Source organism: Streptomyces sp. CA-288835, assembly GCF_050936385.1.
GTDB lineage: Bacteria > Actinomycetota > Actinomycetes > Streptomycetales > Streptomycetaceae > Streptomyces.
The window spans coordinates 7,845,813-7,862,501 of record NZ_JBNJMW010000001.1 but is presented as its reverse complement, the minus strand read 5'-3'; the positions used below and the strand labels follow the sequence as shown (position 1 = coordinate 7,862,501).

The 16,689-nt window shown below is 70.2% G+C and carries 13 protein-coding genes and 1 pseudogene; all 14 read right to left on the bottom strand.

Going from position 1 to position 16,689, the window contains the following annotated elements; genetic code table 11:
• Positions 1-38: 38 nt before the first annotated feature.
• The 14 genes and pseudogenes from ACQEVY_RS35455 to hisI all read right to left on the bottom strand — a co-directional run bounded on the left by ACQEVY_RS35455 (position 39) and on the right by hisI (position 16,651).
• Complete coding sequence (locus ACQEVY_RS35455) at positions 39-1,499, bottom strand: glutamate synthase subunit beta (RefSeq protein WP_432953503.1); 1,461 nt, start codon at positions 1,497-1,499, stop codon at positions 39-41.
• On the bottom strand, positions 1,492-6,087 hold the full coding sequence (gltB, locus tag ACQEVY_RS35450) for a glutamate synthase large subunit (protein ID WP_432955579.1): 4,596 nt from the start codon (positions 6,085-6,087) through the stop codon (positions 1,492-1,494). Before gltB ends, ACQEVY_RS35455 begins: the two co-directional genes overlap by 8 nt.
• A gap of 371 nt (positions 6,088-6,458) precedes the next feature.
• Positions 6,459-7,187, bottom strand: a complete 729-nt coding sequence (locus ACQEVY_RS35445) for a VIT1/CCC1 transporter family protein (protein WP_432953502.1) — start codon at positions 7,185-7,187, stop codon at positions 6,459-6,461.
• 193 nt (positions 7,188-7,380) lie between these two features.
• Entirely contained in the window at positions 7,381-8,346 is a 966-nt protein-coding gene (lgt, locus tag ACQEVY_RS35440; protein WP_432953500.1) for a prolipoprotein diacylglyceryl transferase, read from the bottom strand.
• A 103-nt stretch (positions 8,347-8,449) separates the two neighbouring features.
• Positions 8,450-9,223, bottom strand: coding sequence for a DsbA family protein (locus tag ACQEVY_RS35435; RefSeq protein ID WP_432953499.1), 774 nt, complete (start codon positions 9,221-9,223; stop codon positions 8,450-8,452).
• Between the two features lie 126 nt (positions 9,224-9,349).
• Positions 9,350-10,165, bottom strand: coding sequence for a tryptophan synthase subunit alpha (gene trpA / locus ACQEVY_RS35430; protein WP_432953498.1), 816 nt, complete (start codon positions 10,163-10,165; stop codon positions 9,350-9,352).
• Entirely contained in the window at positions 10,162-11,454 is a 1,293-nt protein-coding gene (gene trpB / locus ACQEVY_RS35425; protein WP_432953496.1) for a tryptophan synthase subunit beta, read from the bottom strand. Before trpB ends, trpA begins: the two co-directional genes overlap by 4 nt.
• A 106-nt stretch (positions 11,455-11,560) precedes the next feature.
• Positions 11,561-11,791, bottom strand: a pseudogene (gene trpM, locus ACQEVY_RS35420) (tryptophan biosynthesis modulator TrpM); the annotation flags it as partial.
• Positions 11,792-12,041: 250 nt separating this feature from the next.
• Positions 12,042-12,851: an indole-3-glycerol phosphate synthase TrpC gene (gene trpC, locus ACQEVY_RS35415; RefSeq protein ID WP_432953494.1), complete on the bottom strand. Its 810-nt coding sequence runs from the start codon at positions 12,849-12,851 to the stop codon at positions 12,042-12,044.
• Positions 12,852-13,026: 175 nt separating this feature from the next.
• Positions 13,027-13,473: a DUF2752 domain-containing protein gene (locus ACQEVY_RS35410; protein WP_432953493.1), complete on the bottom strand. Its 447-nt coding sequence runs from the start codon at positions 13,471-13,473 to the stop codon at positions 13,027-13,029.
• Between the two features lie 100 nt (positions 13,474-13,573).
• The gene (locus ACQEVY_RS35405; RefSeq protein ID WP_432953491.1) at positions 13,574-13,804 is read right to left on the bottom strand and encodes an HGxxPAAW family protein; all 231 of its coding nucleotides are present in this window, start codon (positions 13,802-13,804) and stop codon (positions 13,574-13,576) included.
• Positions 13,805-14,032: 228 nt separating this feature from the next.
• Positions 14,033-14,674, bottom strand: coding sequence for a TIGR02234 family membrane protein (locus ACQEVY_RS35400; RefSeq protein ID WP_432953489.1), 642 nt, complete (start codon positions 14,672-14,674; stop codon positions 14,033-14,035).
• 52 nt (positions 14,675-14,726) lie between these two features.
• Positions 14,727-16,205: an anthranilate synthase component I gene (locus ACQEVY_RS35395; RefSeq protein WP_432953487.1), complete on the bottom strand. Its 1,479-nt coding sequence runs from the start codon at positions 16,203-16,205 to the stop codon at positions 14,727-14,729.
• 11 nt (positions 16,206-16,216) lie between these two features.
• On the bottom strand, positions 16,217-16,651 hold the full coding sequence (hisI, locus tag ACQEVY_RS35390) for a phosphoribosyl-AMP cyclohydrolase (protein WP_432953486.1): 435 nt from the start codon (positions 16,649-16,651) through the stop codon (positions 16,217-16,219).
• Between the last annotated feature and the right edge of the window lie 38 nt (positions 16,652-16,689).

Sequence of the window (16,689 nt, the reverse complement as noted above, 5' to 3'; positions counted from 1 at the left end):
TGTTCCGTACGCCTTTGTACGGGACGTTTGGGGGGGCGTCAGACCGCCAGCGCGCGGTCCGTCGGGCGGATGGGGGCCGGGAGGTCGCTCGCGCCCGTGAGGAAGCGGTCGACCCCGCGCGCGGCCGAGCGGCCCTCCGCGATGGCCCAGACGATCAGCGACTGGCCGCGGCCGGCGTCGCCCGCCACGAACACACCCGGAACGTTCGTCTGGAACTCACCGTCGCGGGCGACATTGCCGCGCGCGTCGAGGTCCAGGCCGAACTGCGAGACCAGCCCGTTCTCCTGGTCGATCCCGGTGAAGCCCATCGCGAGCGTGACCAGCTGAGCCGGAATCTTCCGCTCCGTACCCGGCTTCTGGTTGAGCTTGCCGTCCACGAACTCGACCTCGACAAGGTGCAGCCACTGCACGTTGCCGTCCTCGTCGCCCTCGAAGTGGGTGGTCGAGACGGAGTAGACCCGCTCGCCGCCCTCCTCGTGCGCGGAGGTGACCTTGTAGAGCATGGGGAACGTCGGCCAGGGCTGGCCCGGGTTCCGCTCCTCGCCCGGCCGCGGCATGATCTCCAGCTGCGTGACGGAGGCCGCGCCCTGACGGTGGGCCGTGCCCACACAGTCCGCGCCGGTGTCACCGCCGCCGATGACCACGACGTGCTTGCCCTCGGCGGTGATCGGAGGCGTCACATAGTCGCCCTCCTGCACCTTGTTGGCCAGCGGCAGGTACTCCATCGCGAAGTGGATGCCGTTCAGCTCACGCCCGGGGACGGGCAGGTCACGCGAGACGGTCGAACCGGCCGCGATGACCACGGCGTCGTACCGCTTGCGCAGATCCGTCGCCTTCATGTCGCGGCCGATCTCGATGCCCGTACGGAAGCGGGTGCCCTCCGCGCGCATCTGCTCGATACGGCGGTTGATGTGCCGCTTCTCCATCTTGAACTCGGGGATGCCGTAACGGAGGAGACCGCCGATGCGGTCCGCGCGCTCGTAGACGGCGACGGTGTGGCCGGCCCGCGTGAGCTGCTGGGCGGCAGCCAGGCCCGCCGGGCCCGAGCCGATGACCGCGACCGTCTTGCCGGACAGCCGCTCCGGCGCCTGGGGCGCGACATCGCCGCTGTCCCAGGCCTTGTCGATGATCGAGACCTCGACGTTCTTGATGGTCACGGCCGGCTGGTTGATGCCGAGCACGCACGCCGACTCGCACGGGGCGGGGCACAACCGCCCGGTGAACTCCGGGAAGTTGTTCGTCGCGTGCAGGCGGTCGCTCGCGGCGTGCCAGTCCTCGCGGTACGCGTAGTCGTTCCACTCGGGGATCAGGTTCCCCAGCGGACAGCCGTTGTGGCAGAACGGGATACCGCAGTCCATGCAGCGCGACGCCTGCTTGGAGATGATCGGCAGCAGCGAGCCGGGGACGTAGACCTCGTTCCAGTCCTTGACGCGCTCCTCGACCGGGCGTGACTTGGCGACCTCGCGGCCGTGGTTGAGAAAGCCCTTGGGATCAGCCATTGGTCGCCGCCTCCATCATCTTCTCGGTGATCTCGGACTCGGAGAGCCCGGCTCGCTCGGCGGCGTCCTTGGCGGCGAGCACTGCTTTGTACGTACTGGGGATGATCTTGCTGAAGCGGTCCACCGACTCGGACCACTCGGTGAGGAGCTTCCCGGCGACCGTGGAGCCGGTCTCCTCCGCGTGCCGGCGCACCACATCGTGCAGCCACTGCTTGTCGGTGTCGTCCAGCTTCTCGATGGCGCCGACGTTGCCGACGTTCACGTTGTCGCGGTTCAGGTCGATCACGTAGGCGATACCGCCGGACATACCGGCCGCGAAGTTGCGGCCCGTCTCGCCGAGGATCACCGCGTGACCGCCCGTCATGTACTCGCAGCCGTGGTCGCCCACGCCCTCGGACACGACCGTCGCGCCGGAGTTGCGGACGCAGAACCGCTCGCCCGTACGGCCCCGGAGGAACAGCTCGCCGCCGGTCGCGCCGTACGCGATGGTGTTGCCCGCGATCGTCGAGAACTCGGCGAGGTGATCCGCGTTCCGGTCCGGGCGGACGATCACCCGGCCGCCGGACAGGCCCTTGCCGACGTAGTCGTTGGCGTCGCCCTCGAGGCGGAGCGTGACACCGCGCGGCAGGAAGGCGCCGAAGGACTGGCCCGCCGAACCCGTGAAGGTGATGTCGATGGTGTCGTCGGGCAGGCCCGCACCGCCGAACTTCTTCGTCACCTCGTGGCCGAGCATGGTGCCGACCGTGCGGTTGATGTTGCGGATCGCGACCTGGGCGCGGACCGGCTGGGCGTCGGTCGCGCCGGCCGCGGCCAGGGCGTCGGCGGAGAGCTTGATCAGCTCGTTGTCGAGCGCCTTCTCCAGGCCGTGGTCCTGCGCGACGACCTGGTGGCGCACCGCGCCCTCGGGCAGCTCGGGCACGTGGAACAGCGGCTCCAGGTCCAGGCCCTGCGCCTTCCAGTGGTCGATGGCCCGCGTGACGTCCAGCGTCTCGGCGTGGCCGACGGCCTCCTCGATGGAGCGGAAGCCCAGCTCGGCGAGGAGCTCGCGGACCTCCTCGGCGATGAACTGGAAGAAGTTCACGACGTACTCGGCCTTGCCCGTGAACCGGTCGCGGAGCGTCGGGTTCTGCGTGGCGATGCCGACCGGGCAGGTGTCCAGGTGGCAGACGCGCATCATGACGCAGCCGGAGACGACGAGCGGCGCGGTCGCGAAACCGAACTCCTCGGCGCCGAGCAGCGCGGCGATGACGACGTCACGGCCGGTCTTCAGCTGGCCGTCGGTCTGCACGACGATGCGGTCGCGCAGGCCGTTGAGCAGCAGCGTCTGCTGGGTCTCGGCGAGGCCGAGCTCCCAGGGACCACCGGCGTGCTTCAAAGAAGTGAGCGGCGACGCGCCCGTACCACCGTCGTGACCCGAGATCAGTACGACATCGGCGTGGGCCTTGGAGACACCCGCGGCGACCGTGCCGACACCGACCTCGGAGACCAGCTTCACGTGAATCCGCGCCTGCGGGTTCGCGTTCTTCAGGTCGTGGATCAGCTGGGCCAGGTCCTCGATGGAGTAGATGTCGTGGTGCGGCGGCGGGGAGATCAGGCCGACACCCGGCGTCGAGTGCCGCGTCTTGGCGACCCACGGGTAGACCTTGTGGCCGGGCAGCTGGCCGCCCTCGCCGGGCTTGGCGCCCTGGGCCATCTTGATCTGGATGTCGTCGGAGTTGACGAGGTATTCGCTCGTCACGCCGAAGCGACCGGACGCCACCTGCTTGATCGAGGAACGGCGCGCCGGGTCGTACAGACGGTCCGGGTCCTCGCCGCCCTCACCGGTGTTGGACTTGCCGCCCAGCTGGTTCATCGCGATGGCGAGCGTCTCGTGGGCTTCCTTCGAGATGGAGCCGTACGACATGGCGCCGGTGGAGAAGCGCTTGACGATCTCGCTGACCGGCTCGACCTCGTCGATGGAGATCGGCTCGCGGTCCGACTTGAAGCCGAACATGCCGCGGAGCGTCATCAGCCGCTCGGACTGCTCGTTCACGCGGTCCGTGTACTGCTTGAAGATGTCGTAGCGGCGCGTACGCGTCGAGTGCTGGAGGCGGAAGACCGTGTCCGGGTCGAACAGGTGCGGCTCGCCCTCGCGGCGCCACTGGTACTCGCCGCCTATGTCGAGGGCACGGTGCGCGGGCGCGATGCCGCTCGCCGGGTACGCCTTGGCGTGGCGGGCGGCGACCTCCTTGGCGATGACGTCGATGCCGACGCCGCCGATCTTGGTGGCGGTGCCGTTGAAGTACTTCTCGACGAAGGCCTGGTCGAGGCCGACGGCCTCGAAGACCTGGGCGCCGCGGTAGGAGGCGACGGTCGAGATGCCCATCTTGGACATGACCTTGAGGACGCCCTTGCCGAGGGCGTAGATCAGGTTGCGGATGGCCTTCTCGGGCTCGATGCCGGGCAGGAACGTCCCTGCGCGGACGAGGTCCTCGACGGACTCCATCGCCAGGTACGGGTTCACGGCCGCGGCGCCGTAGCCGATGAGCAGGGCCACGTGGTGGACCTCGCGGACGTCACCGGCCTCGACGAGCAGGCCCACCTGGGTGCGCTGCTTCGTACGGATCAGGTGGTGGTGGACGGCCGCGGTGAGCAGCAGCGACGGAATCGGCGCGTGCTCGGCGTCGGAGTGCCGGTCCGAGAGGACGATCAGGCGGGCGCCGTTCTCTATGGCGGCGTCGGCCTCGGTGCAGATTTCCTCGATACGGGCCGCGAGGGCGTCGCCGCCTCCGCCGACCCGGTAGAGACCCGACAGGGTCGCGGCCTTCATGCCGGGCATGTCGCCGTCGGCGTTTATGTGGATGAGCTTGGCCAGCTCGTCGTTGTCGATCACCGGGAAGGGCAGCGTGACACTGCGGCACGACGCGGCGGTCGGCTCCAGGAGGTTGCCCGCGGGGCCGAGGGACGAGCGCAGCGAGGTGACGAGCTCCTCGCGGATGGCGTCCAGCGGCGGGTTGGTGACCTGCGCGAACAGCTGGGTGAAGTAGTCGAAGAGGAGACGCGGACGGTCGGACAGGGCCGCGATCGGCGAGTCCGTACCCATCGAACCGATCGGCTCCGCACCGGCCTTGGCCATCGGCGCGAGGATGACGCGCAGCTCCTCCTCGGTGTAGCCGAAGGTCTGCTGGCGGCGGGTGACCGAGGCGTGGGTGTGCACGATGTGCTCGCGCTCGGGCAGGTCGGAGAGCTCGATCTCGCCGGCTTCCAGCCACTCCGCGTACGGGTTTTCCGCCGCGAGCGTCCGCTTGATCTCGTCGTCCTCGATGATGCGGTGCTCGGCGGTGTCCACGAGGAACATCCGGCCGGGCTGCAGCCGGCCCTTGCGGACGACCTTGGCCGGGTCGATGTCGAGGACGCCGACCTCGGAGCCCAGGACGACGAGGCCGTCGTCGGTGACCCAGTAGCGGCCGGGGCGCAGTCCGTTGCGGTCGAGGACCGCGCCGACCTGGGTGCCGTCGGTGAAGGTGACACAGGCCGGGCCGTCCCAGGGCTCCATCATCGCGGAGTGGAACTGGTAGAAGGCTCGTCGGGCCGGGTCCATGGAGTCGTGGTTCTCCCACGCCTCCGGGATCATCATCAGCACGGAGTGCGGCAGCGAACGGCCGCCGAGGTGGAGCAGCTCCAGGACCTCGTCGAAGGACGCGGAGTCGGAGGCTTCCGGCGTACAGATCGGGAAGACCCGGTCCAGCTTCTCCTGCGGGCCGAACAGGTCGGAGACCAGCTGCGACTCGCGGGCGCGCATCCAGTTGCGGTTGCCCATGACCGTGTTGATCTCGCCGTTGTGTGCGACGAAGCGGTACGGGTGCGCGAGCGGCCAGCTCGGGAAGGTGTTGGTGGAGAACCGGGAGTGCACGAGCGCGATCGCGGAGGCGAACCGGCGGTCGGACAGGTCCGGGAAGAAGGGCTCCAGCTGGCCGGTGGTCAGCATCCCCTTGTAGGCGATGGTGCGCGCGGAGAGCGACGGGAAGTACACGTCGGCCTCACGCTCGGCACGCTTGCGCAGCACAAAGGCCTTGCGGTCGAGGTCGATGCCCTTGCTGACGCCGTCACTCACGAAGATCTGCCGGAAGGCGGGCATCGTGGAGCGGGCGGTGGCGCCGAGGAGTTCGGGGGCGATCGGGACGTCACGCCAGCCGAGGACGGTCAGGCCCTCGTCGGCGGCGATCTCGTCGATCCGCGCCACGGCGTCGGCCCCGCCGTGCTCGGGCAGGAAGGCGGTACCGACCGCGTACGCGCCGGCCTCGGGCAGCTCGAATCCGGCCACCTCACGGAAGAAGGCGTCGGGGACCTGGGACAGGATGCCGGCACCGTCGCCCGAGTCGGGTTCGGCGCCGGTGGCACCGCGGTGCTCCAGGTTACGCAGAACCGTGAGCGCCTGCTCGACCAGCGCATGGCTCGCCTCGCCGGTGAGGGTCGCCACAAAGCCGACGCCACAGGCGTCGTGCTCGTTGCGGGGGTCGTACATACCCTGCGCAGCAGGGCGAGCATCCATGAACGACCACTTCTGGCCATTCTCGGAATGCTGGGACGGCTGGCGCGGCGTACGCATCGGCTCTCCCGTCGTCGTCATGTGGCATATGCAGATTGCCGAGGGACGACGTTGGCCCTCTGCTGAGATCAAAATTTCGTGCAGGTTACATGATGGAGCGGTTCTCGGGAACCGGATACCGCGTTCCAACATGCGGACACCGCGGGTCGCGGTGGGGGTACCGCTCGTGGCGGTGGAATAAGGGGGCCAACGGGGACAGATCCATGCCCGCCGGTCCGGGTAACGCGGCAGGCAACGTCGCCCACCGCGCTGGTGCACAGCAGGCCTCATTGCCCGCAGCGCTTACGGCTCATGCCCAGTGGTTAAGGATTCGAAACCGCCGAGTAACAGTTACTTATGCAGCCCCATGCATAGAACCCTCAGCCGATCCATCATACGGCCGCACCGAACAGACTGCCCAGGGCGTACGTCACACCCGCCGCGGCACCGCCCAGGGCGAGCTGCCGCAGCCCGCTGTACCACCAGGATCGCGCGGTCACCCTGGCCACCACCGCCCCGCACGCGAAGAGCCCGAGCAGCGCCAGCAGCACCGCCGGCCACAGCGCGGTCGCACCGAGCAGATACGGGAGTACGGGCAGCAGGGCGCCCAGCGCGAACGAGCCGAAGGAGGAGGCGGCGGCCACGGTCGGCGAGGGCAGGTCGCCGGGGTCGATGCCGAGCTCCTCGCGCGCGTGGATCTCGAGGGCCTGCTCGGGGTCCTTCGACAGCTGCCGGGCCACCTCGCGGGCGAGGGCGGGGGCGACGCCCCGCGCCTCGTACAGCTCGGCCAGCTCCCGCTCCTCACACCTGGGATGCTTGAGCAACTCCCTGCGCTCCACGTCGAGTTCGGCCTCGACGAGCTCGCGCTGCGAGGCGACGGAGGTGTACTCGCCGGCCGCCATGGAGAAGGCGCCGGCGGCGAGTCCCGCGAGGCCGGTGAGAACGACCGTCTGGTGGGCGACGGCGCCGCCCGCCACCCCGGTCATCAGCGCCAGATTGGAGACGAGACCGTCCATCGCGCCGAAGACCGCGGGGCGCAGCCAGCCACCGTTGACGTCCCGGTGGGTGTGGTTGTCACGGTGCGCCTCGTGCAGGCTCGCTTCGGTCTCGATGATGGCCACGCCGGTTCCCCCAGAGAGCTTGACTGGACTCATTCCACGTCTTGACAACATCAAAAGTACGCCGGGAATTTCGCCTCTGCCAGCAAGGAAGGCCGTACTTACCTGCGCTTTTGCGCGACACCGGGGTGTGTGGCGCATGACGAAGGGGGCGCCCCGAGCAACTGGGGCGCCCCCTTCGACGTACAAGCCGGGGTCAGGTCTTCTTGGCCGACTCGGCCTCGTCCTTCTTCAGACTGGGCTTCGCATCGGAGGTGTCAGCATCGGAGGAGTCGGAAGACTCGGACTCCTCGGCGGAGGCCTTCGCGTCGTCGGACGGAGCGTCGTCGGCCGGACCGTCGGTGACAGCCGCCGGCTCGACGACCTCTTCACGGCCCGGGCGCTTCTTGGCCGACAGCACCATGTAGAGGATGGCGAGGAGGAAGACCACGATCGCGGTCCAGTTGTTCAGACGCAGCCCGAGGAATTCATGGGCCTCGTCGACGCGCATGTACTCGATCCAGAACCGGCCCGCGCAGTACGCGGCGACGTACAGCGCGAACGCCCGCCCGTGCCCGAGCTTGAAGCGCCGGTCCGCCCAGATGACGAGCAGGGCGACGCCGATGCACCACAGCGACTCGTAGAGGAAGGTCGGGTGGTAGGTGCCAGGAATGCGCCCGTCGTCCGAGGACGTGATCTCCACCGCCCAGGGCAGATCCGTGGCGCGCCCGTACAGCTCCTGGTTGAACCAGTTGCCCCAGCGTCCGACGGCCTGCGCGAGCGCGATGCCCGGGGCGACGGCGTCGGCCCAGGCAGGCAGCGGGATCCCGCGGCGGCGGCAGCCGATCCACGCTCCCAGGCCGCCCAGCGCGATGGCGCCCCAGATGCCCAGGCCGCCCTCCCAGATCTTGAAGGCGTCGACCCAGTCCTCGCCCTCGCTGAAGTACAGCTGGTAGTCCGTGACGACGTGGTACAGCCGGCCGCCGACGAGACCGAACGGCACCGCCCATACGGCGATGTCGGCCACGGTGCCGGAGCGGCCCCCGCGGGCGATCCACCGTTTGTTTCCGAGCCAGACGGCCAGAAAGACGCCGGCGATGATGCAGAGCGCGTAACCGCGCAGCGGAATGGGGCCGATTTCGACCATACCGCGCGACGGACTGGGGAATGAGGCAAGTTCCATGGCAGGGTCGACGCTACCTTGCCGGGCGGGAAGTGCGGCAACCCACCCGGGCTACGGCTCCATAACGGGTAACGGGCGCCGCGCCCCGAAACCCGTACCGGTACTACGACTTGTCCGACTCCAGGATCATCCGCTTCAGCTTCGCCGGGGTCATCGCCCGGTCCTGGTAGATGTTCTCGCCGTTCAGCAGCACGGTCGGGGTGCCCTGGAAGCCGCCACTCTGGAAGGCCTTGTTGGACTTGGCGACCCAGCTGTTGTGCGTACCGTCCTCGACGCACTTCCTGAACGTCGGGGTGTCGAGTCCGTCGACCTTGCCCGCCAGCTCGATCAGCTTGCCGTTGTCGGCGAACGCGTCGTTCGTCTCCGGAGGCTGGTTCTGGAACAGCACGTCGTGGTACGCGGGGAACTTCCCGGCGTTCTGAGCGCACGCCGAGGCGTTGGCGGCGCGCAGGGAGCCGCTGCCGCCCATGTTCCCGTCGATCAGCGTGGCGAGGTGGTACTCGACCTTCAGCTGTCCGGAGTCCGTCAGCTCATGGATGGTCGAGCGGTACGCGTCCTCGAAGCTCTTGCAGGCCGGGCAGCGGAAGTCCTCCCACACGGTGAGCGTCGATCTCGCGCTCTTCTGGCCGACGGGGATGGCGGGACTGTCGCCGCCGCTCGTCCCGGAGGGTGCTCTGACCGGCCCCTCCGTATCCGACTTGCCCTGGCCCGCATTCGCGGCCAGAGTGCCGATCATCCCGGCCAGGGCCAGTACGCAGACCACGGTGGAACTCACGATCAGCGCTCGGCGGCGCTTCTCCCCGGCCTTCTGCTTCGCTCGCTCGACCGCCAGCCGCTCGCGGGCGGTGCGCTTTCCTTCACGATTCTTCTCGCTCACATGTGGCAGAACGAACCGGGGAGGCACAGAGCGCCTCCCCGGCCCCAGGTCCACCCGTACGAGTGAGCGGATTTGCTCGTTACATACGTGGTCGTAACGGACGTCAGCGGCCGACCGGACCGCTTGTCACACCGTGCCGCGCACGCCCTTCGCGAGGTCCGCGGCCAGAGTGCGTACGGCCTCCAGGGCCGCCGTCTCGTCCGGCGCGTCCAGCATGCGCTTGACGAAGGCCGAGCCGACGATGACGCCGTCGGCGAAGCCGGCGACCTCGGCGGCCTGTTCGGCGTTGGAGACGCCGAGGCCGACGCAGACCGGCAGCCCGGTGGTGGCCTTGGTGCGTCGTACGAGGTCCTGCGCCTGCGCGCCCACCGACTCGCGCGTGCCGGTGACGCCCATCAGGGAGGCCGCGTACACGAATCCGGAGCCCGCCGCGGTGATCTCGGCGAGCCGGGCGTCCTTGCTGCTGGGCGCGACGACGAAGACGGTCGCGAGGCCGTGCTTCTCTGCGTGCTCCCTCCAGAGCGCGGACTCCTGGACCGGGAGGTCGGGCAGGATGCAGCCCGCCCCGCCGGCTGCCGCCAACTCGGCGGTGAAGCGCTCGACGCCGTAGCGGTCGATGGGGTTCCAGTACGTCATCACGAGCACCGGCTTCCCGGTCGCCTCGTACGCCTCGCGGACCGTGCGCATCACGTCCGCGATCCTGACTCCGCCGCGCAGGGCGATGTCGTCGGCGGTCTGGATGACCGGGCCGTCGAGGACCGGGTCGCTGTGCGGCAGCCCGACCTCGACGACGTCGGCGCCGCCGTCGAAGACGGCCTTGATGGCGGCGATCCCGCCGTCGACGGTCGGGAAGCCGGCCGGGAGGTACGCGATGAGGGCGGACCGGCCCTCCGCCTTCGCTGCCGCGAGAGTGTCGCTCAACAGCTGGATGTTCCCGCTCACTTGGCGTCCCCCTCGATCTCGGCGGTGTCACTGTCGGCATCCGCGGCGACGACGGCGTCGGCGCCCTTGTCGTACAGGCCGAAGTAACGGGCGGCCGTGTCCATGTCCTTGTCGCCGCGTCCGGACAGGTTGACGATGATCAGCCCGTCCGTGCCCAGCTCCTGGCCCACCTCGAGGGCACCGGCGAGTGCGTGCGCGCTCTCGATCGCCGGGATGATGCCCTCGGTGCGGGACAGCAGGCGCAGGGCCTGCATCGCCGCGTCGTCGGTGACGGCGCGGTACTCGCCGCGGCCGCTGTCCTTGAGGTACGAGTGCTCGGGGCCGATGCCCGGGTAGTCGAGGCCGGCCGAGATCGAGTACGGCTCGGTGATCTGGCCTTCCTCGTCCTGGAGGACGTAACTCCTCGAACCGTGCAGGATGCCCGGCTCACCGGCGGTGAGGGTGGCCGCGTGCTCGCCGGTCTCGACGCCGTGGCCGGCCGGCTCACAGCCGATGAGGCGTACGTCCGGGTCGGGGATGAACGCGTGGAACAGGCCGATGGCGTTGGAGCCGCCGCCGACGCAGGCGATGGCGGCGTCGGGGAGCCGTCCGGCGCGCTCCAGGAGCTGACGGCGGGCCTCGACCCCGATCACCCGGTGGAAGTCGCGCACCATCGCGGGGAAGGGATGCGGGCCTGCCACGGTCCCGAACAGGTAATGCGTGTGCTCGACGTTGGCGACCCAGTCGCGGAACGCCTCGTTGATGGCGTCCTTGAGCGTCCGGCTGCCGGACTTCACGGCGATGACCTCGGCGCCGAGCATGCGCATCCGGGCGACGTTGAGGGCCTGCCGCTGGGTGTCGATCTCGCCCATGTAGATGGTGCACTCGAGACCGAAGAGCGCGCAGGCGGTGGCGGTCGCGACGCCGTGCTGGCCGGCTCCGGTCTCGGCGATGACGCGGGTCTTGCCCATGCGCTTGGTCAGCAGGGCCTGGCCGAGCACGTTGTTGATCTTGTGCGAGCCGGTGTGGTTCAGGTCTTCCCGCTTGAGGAAGATCCGGGCGCCACCGGCGTGTTCGGCGAACCGGGGCACCTCGGTCAGTGCGCTCGGCCGCCCGGTGTAGTTGACGAGCAGATCGTCCAGCTCGCGTGCGAACTCCGGGTCGGACTTCGCCTTGTCGTACTCCACGGCGACCTCGTCCACGGCGGCGACCAGCGCCTCCGGGATGAACTTGCCGCCGAACGCGCCGAAGTACCCCTCGGCGCTGGGAACTTGACCCTCCGGGTCAGGGATGAAGAACTCGCTGGGCATGCGGTTACCTCGCAGGGGCGTGGGCCCCGGTTGCAGATCGGATGACGGTCACGGTGTGCGCGCGCGTACCGCCAGAGGTATCCGCCGGTGTGCACCGTGCGGAGACCTACCGGCCGGGAAGGCGCGCGCGGCGCCGACGCCATCGCATTCCGTTGACCTGGCCGGGCTCATCGCCGATCACGTACCGCACCCTGCGTCCGTGGACCCGGCGGGCGGGAGCCCGGCAGCCGCGCGGGCGGCAGCCTCGGGCGAGGCGGGCGTAGGGGTCGCGGGCCGCCGTGAGAGCCTCGGCGACTGCACGTGCCCCGAGGCGGCCGGGGCGGGTGAGGCCCCGCGGCGCGAGACCGGCCGAAGTGCCATGGCCGACGGCGCCGACGGCGGAGCGCGCCGCAAGGCGGTGAGCGACCGCGCATACGCCGGGGCGGGCTTCCCCGGCACGTGGGGCCGCCGCGACCGGGCGCCCTCCGAGAAGGGCCTCGCCGTCACTCGGATCGTGCGGTGCAGCCGACCGTACGCGCGCCGAGTCCCCGTCGGGGCGCAGGCCCGGACGGGTGGCGGCGGCGTCGGAAACGGTGTGCACCGGAGCGTCAGCCCCGCCCGTGCCGCAGCGCCGGGTGGGCGCCCGCTGCCACCAGGTCGGAGACCGCTGCCTTCGGGTCGCGGCCGGTGACCAGGGACTCGCCGACCAGGACCGCGTCGGCGCCGGCGTTGGCGTACGCGATGAGGTCGTGCGGGCCTCGGACGCCTGACTCGGCGATCTTGACGATGGTGTCGGGGATCTCGGGGGCGATGCGGTCGAAGGTCGTGCGGTCGACCTTCAGGGTCCTCAGGTCGCGGGCGTTGACGCCGACGACCTTCGCGCCGGCCTCCACCGCGCGCTCGACCTCGTCCTCGTCGTGCACCTCGACGATCGGTGTGAGCCCGATGGACACGGCGCGCTCGACGAGGGACTCCAGGGCGGCCTGGTCCAGGGCCGCGACGATCAGGAGGGCCAGATCGGCGCCGTATGCCCGCGCCTCCCACAGCTGGTACGACGTGACGATGAAGTCCTTGCGCAGGACCGGGATGTCCACCCGGGCCCGTACGGCCTCCAGGTCGGCCAGCGAACCTCCGAAGCGACGCTGCTCGGTCAGCACCGAGATCACCGCCGCGCCGCCCGCCTCGTAGTCCGCCGCGAGCCCGGCCGGGTCGGCGATCGCGGCGAGCGCGCCCTTGGACGGGCTCGAACGCTTCACCTCGCAGATGACCTTGACGCCGTCGCCACGCAGGGCGGCCACGCCGTCCTTGGCCGCAGGAGCCTTCGCCGCACGCTCCTTGAGCTCGTCGAGGCTGACGCGTGCCTGCCGCTCCGCGAGGTCGGCACGGACTCCGTCGATGATCTCGTCGAGCACACTCACGCGAGCGGCCCCCTTCCTGACGGTGGACGGTTCAAGCTGTCGAGCTGCTGAGCGGTTGATTCGAAGGTCGCCCGCATCAGACGAAACCGATGGTCACTGCGATGGTATCCGCAGGAGGGCGTTGCCCCCGCATCCGGTTGACGCCGGTCCCACTACCTGGACGTTCGCCAGTTGATCAAGGATGAAGCCAGCCACCGAACGGCAGGTTCCGGACAACGGTGAAGACGAGCAGTACCGCCCCGATGCCCCACTGGTGAACGGGCCGCAGTTCGAAGCTCATCGGCCGGCCTCGCACCGAGCGGACCATCCACACCGTCCACAGCACCGCGAACCCGAAGTACGCCACGACCGCGAGCGCGTTGGCCTGCAGCGCCGCCGCGAAGTCCCCGTGCACGAAGGCGTGCGCGCTGCGCAGTCCGCCGCAGCCGGGGCAGTACACGCCCGTGTACTGGAACAGCGGACAGGCGGGGTAGTGCCCCGGCTCGTTCGGGTCCACGGCGGCGACGTACGCGAAGGCCCCGGCGACGGCCGCGAGCACACCGCCGGGCACGGCGAGCCGCCGCACCACGGATCCGGGACGGGAGGTTGTCACCCGCCGGCTTTCGGTGTCCACTCGACGCATTCTCCTCGGGAGCAGCCCTCCATGCACAGGAAAAAGCACGCGAAAAGGCGGCCCCGGCGCTGGAAGCCCGGGCCGCCTTCCTCGATGCCGCGAGGACGGGTCAGCTGTCGGAGGCCACCTTGTGCGGCGGGTGCGTGCCCTTCGGCTGCCCGAGGCCCGCCGCGCTCATGGCCATGCCGACCACGCCGCCGAGGACGGTGATCACCATGCCGGCCCAGAAGCCCAGCGGGTTGGCCAGCACCATGAAGGCACCCGCGACGCAGAAACCGATGAAGGAGATGATGACACCGGTCCAGGCGGCCGGGGTGTGACCGTGGTGGTTGCCCGCCATGACTTGCTCCTCGTTGCTGATGACGTGTGACGTGTGTGGCTGTGTGAGTCGGACGCTCGAAGGTCATTGTCCCGCACGCGCGCGTGCACGGTGATCGGGGGTCCGACTTGCCGAAGCCCGGCGCTGGCCCGCGCCCCTGAGGAGGCCGCAGGCCTCTAAGGGGCGCGGGGAACTGCGCGACCAGCCACAACGAGCCCGCAGCTTCGAACCGCCCTCCCAGCGGAGCGCTTACGCCCCGGTCGGGTCCTCGCCTCGGTCCAGTGCCTTCCACATCTCCTCGGGCCGGTCCGGGTCCGGGGCGGGCCTGGCCTTACGGGGCCTGGGGGCGCCGTCCCGCTCGTAACGGCCCGACATGGCAGGCCACAGCCGTCCGTAGCGCAGCGCCAGCAGCCCCGCGAGCAGGAGCAGCACTCCGCCCGCGGCCGCCACGTACGGCCACGCGGTATGGCTCATGGAGTCGACGGTCGCGGCGGTGTCGCCGGAGGCCTGCGCTGCCTTGTCGTCGAGTGCGGAGCTGTCGGAGGCGCCGAGGAGGGCCGCGGCCACGGTGCCCGCGCCGGAGAGCGCGAGGAGTGCGGCGACCAGAAAGCGCCCGGCACGGCGTACGGCGAAGACGGCGACGAGGGCGGCCAGGCCCACTATGGCGAGGGCCGCGGGCACGCCCGTGACGTCGCTGCCCGTGGCGCTCAGCGGGAAGTCGCCGCCGGCCACCGTAGCGGTGCCCTCCGACCAGCCCTGCCGCGAGGCGAGCAGCGCCACGGCCGCACCGAGCGCGCCGCAGAGCAGGGCGATGGCGAGGCTTCGGCGGCCGGACCGGGCGGATCCGGCGGCTTCGTATCGGGGATGCGGTACAGCAGTCACGTACCCCACTATCGCTCGAACCCCGGGCGAACGGTCACCCGGGGCCCACGTGAGAAGTGCCCTATTGTCCGAGCCGGTTCGCCGTGTGTACCGCCCGCAGCACGGCCGCCGCCTTGTTGCGGCACTCGTCGTCCTCGGCCACGGGGTTCGAGTCGGCGACGATTCCGGCGCCGGCCTGCACGTATGCCGTGCCGTCGCGCAGCAGGGCCGTACGGATGGCGATGGCGGTGTCGGAGTCGCCCGCGAAGTCGAGGTAGCCGACGCAGCCGCCGTACACGCCGCGGCGGCTCGGCTCCAGTTCGTCGATGATCTGCATCGCGCGGGGCTTGGGGGCGCCGGAGAGGGTGCCCGCGGGGAAGCAGGCGGTCAGGACGTCGAAGGCGGTGCGGCCACCCGCGACCTTGCCGGTCACCGTCGACACGATGTGCATGACGTGCGAATAGCGCTCGATCGACATGAAGTCGACGACCTCGACGGAGCCCGGTTCGCAGACGCGGCCGAGGTCGTTGCGTCCGAGGTCGACGAGCATCAGGTGCTCGGCGCGTTCCTTGGGGTCGGCGAGGAGTTCGTCGGCGAGGGCCTGGTCCTCCTGCGGGGTCGCGCCGCGCGGCCGGGTCCCGGCGATGGGGTGCACCATCGCGTGCCCGTCCTCGACCTTGACGAGGGCCTCCGGGGAGGAGCCCACGACGTCGAACCCGTCGAAGCGGAAGAGGTACATGTACGGGGACGGGTTGGTGGCCCGCAGTACCCGGTAGACGTCCAACGCGCTTGCCGTGCAAGGGGTTTCGAAGCGCTGGGAGGGTACGACCTGGAAGGCCTCGCCGGCCCGGATGCGCTCCTTGATGTCCTCGACGGCGATCTGGAAGTCGGGGCCGCCCCACAGCGCGGTGTACTCGGGGAGTTCGGAGGGCGGAAGCGCGGCCGGGGGCTGGGAGACGGGACGCGAGAGGTCTGCCTCCATGGCGTCGAGGCGGGCGACGGCGTCGGCGTACGCCTCGTCGACGCCCGTGTCGAGGTCGTTGTGGTTGATCGCGTTGGCGATCAGCAGGACCGTGCCGTTCCAGTGGTCGAGGACCGCGAGGTCGCTGGTGAGCAGCATGGTCAGCTCGGGGAGCTTCAGGTCGTCGCGTTCGCCGGGGCCGATCTTCTCCAGGCGGCGCACGATGTCGTAGCCGAGGTAGCCGACCATGCCGCCGGTGAAGGGCGGCATGCCCTCCTGGTGGGGGGTGTGCAGGGCCTCGATGGTGGCGCGCAGGGCGGCGAGCGGGTCGCCGTCGACGGGGACGCCGACGGGCGGGGTGCCGAGCCAGTGCGCCTGCCCGTCGCGCTCGGTGAGCGTGGCGGCCGAGCGTACGCCGACGAAGGAGTAGCGGGACCAGGAGCGGCCGTTCTCCGCGGACTCCAGCAGGAAGGTGCCGGGGCGCTCGGCGGCGAGCTTGCGGTAGAGCGCGACGGGGGTGTCACCGTCCGCGAGGAGGGTGCGGCTGACGGGGATGACTCGCCGGTCGGTGGCCAGCTTGCGGAACGTCTCGAGGTCCATGGCGGCTGACCTTACTGACCGAGGGACGGTACGTCGGACCCGGCGTCCCCCGCGGACGCTGCATCCTCGCCAGACACGGCGTCCTTGATGACGTCGGCGTCGAAGCAGGTGCGGGCGCCCGTGTGGCACGCGGCGCCCACCTGGTCGACCTTGACCAGGACGGTGTCGGCGTCACAGTCGAGGGCGACGGACTTGACGTACTGGACATGCCCGGAGGTGTCGCCCTTGACCCAGTACTCCTGGCGGCTGCGTGACCAGTAGGTGCAGCGACCCGTGGTCAGCGTGCGGTGCAGCGCCTCGTCGTTCATCCAGCCCAGCATCAGCACCTCCCCGGTGTCGTACTGCTGGGCGATCGCGGGGACGAGCCCGTCGGCGCTGCGCTTCAGGCGCGCGGCGATGGCGGGATCGAGAGGGCTGGGCGGGGGCGTGCGGGTCATGGGAGCCATTGTGCCGCGCCGGTACGGGCCGTCCGGCGGGCGTCCAC

Coding starts and splice junctions, on each gene's coding strand:
- ACQEVY_RS35455 (WP_432953503.1), bottom strand. CDS start 1,499: ATGGCTGATCCCAAGGGCTTTCTCAACCACGGCCGCGAGGTCGCCAAG.
- gltB (WP_432955579.1), bottom strand. CDS start 6,087: ATGCGTACGCCGCGCCAGCCGTCCCAGCATTCCGAGAATGGCCAGAAG.
- lgt (WP_432953500.1), bottom strand. CDS start 8,346: ATGGAACTTGCCTCATTCCCCAGTCCGTCGCGCGGTATGGTCGAAATC.
- trpB (WP_432953496.1), bottom strand. CDS start 11,454: ATGCCCAGCGAGTTCTTCATCCCTGACCCGGAGGGTCAAGTTCCCAGC.
- ACQEVY_RS35410 (WP_432953493.1), bottom strand. CDS start 13,473: ATGCGTCGAGTGGACACCGAAAGCCGGCGGGTGACAACCTCCCGTCCC.
- ACQEVY_RS35405 (WP_432953491.1), bottom strand. CDS start 13,804: ATGGCGGGCAACCACCACGGTCACACCCCGGCCGCCTGGACCGGTGTC.
- ACQEVY_RS35395 (WP_432953487.1), bottom strand. CDS start 16,205: ATGGACCTCGAGACGTTCCGCAAGCTGGCCACCGACCGGCGAGTCATC.
- hisI (WP_432953486.1), bottom strand. CDS start 16,651: ATGGCTCCCATGACCCGCACGCCCCCGCCCAGCCCTCTCGATCCCGCC.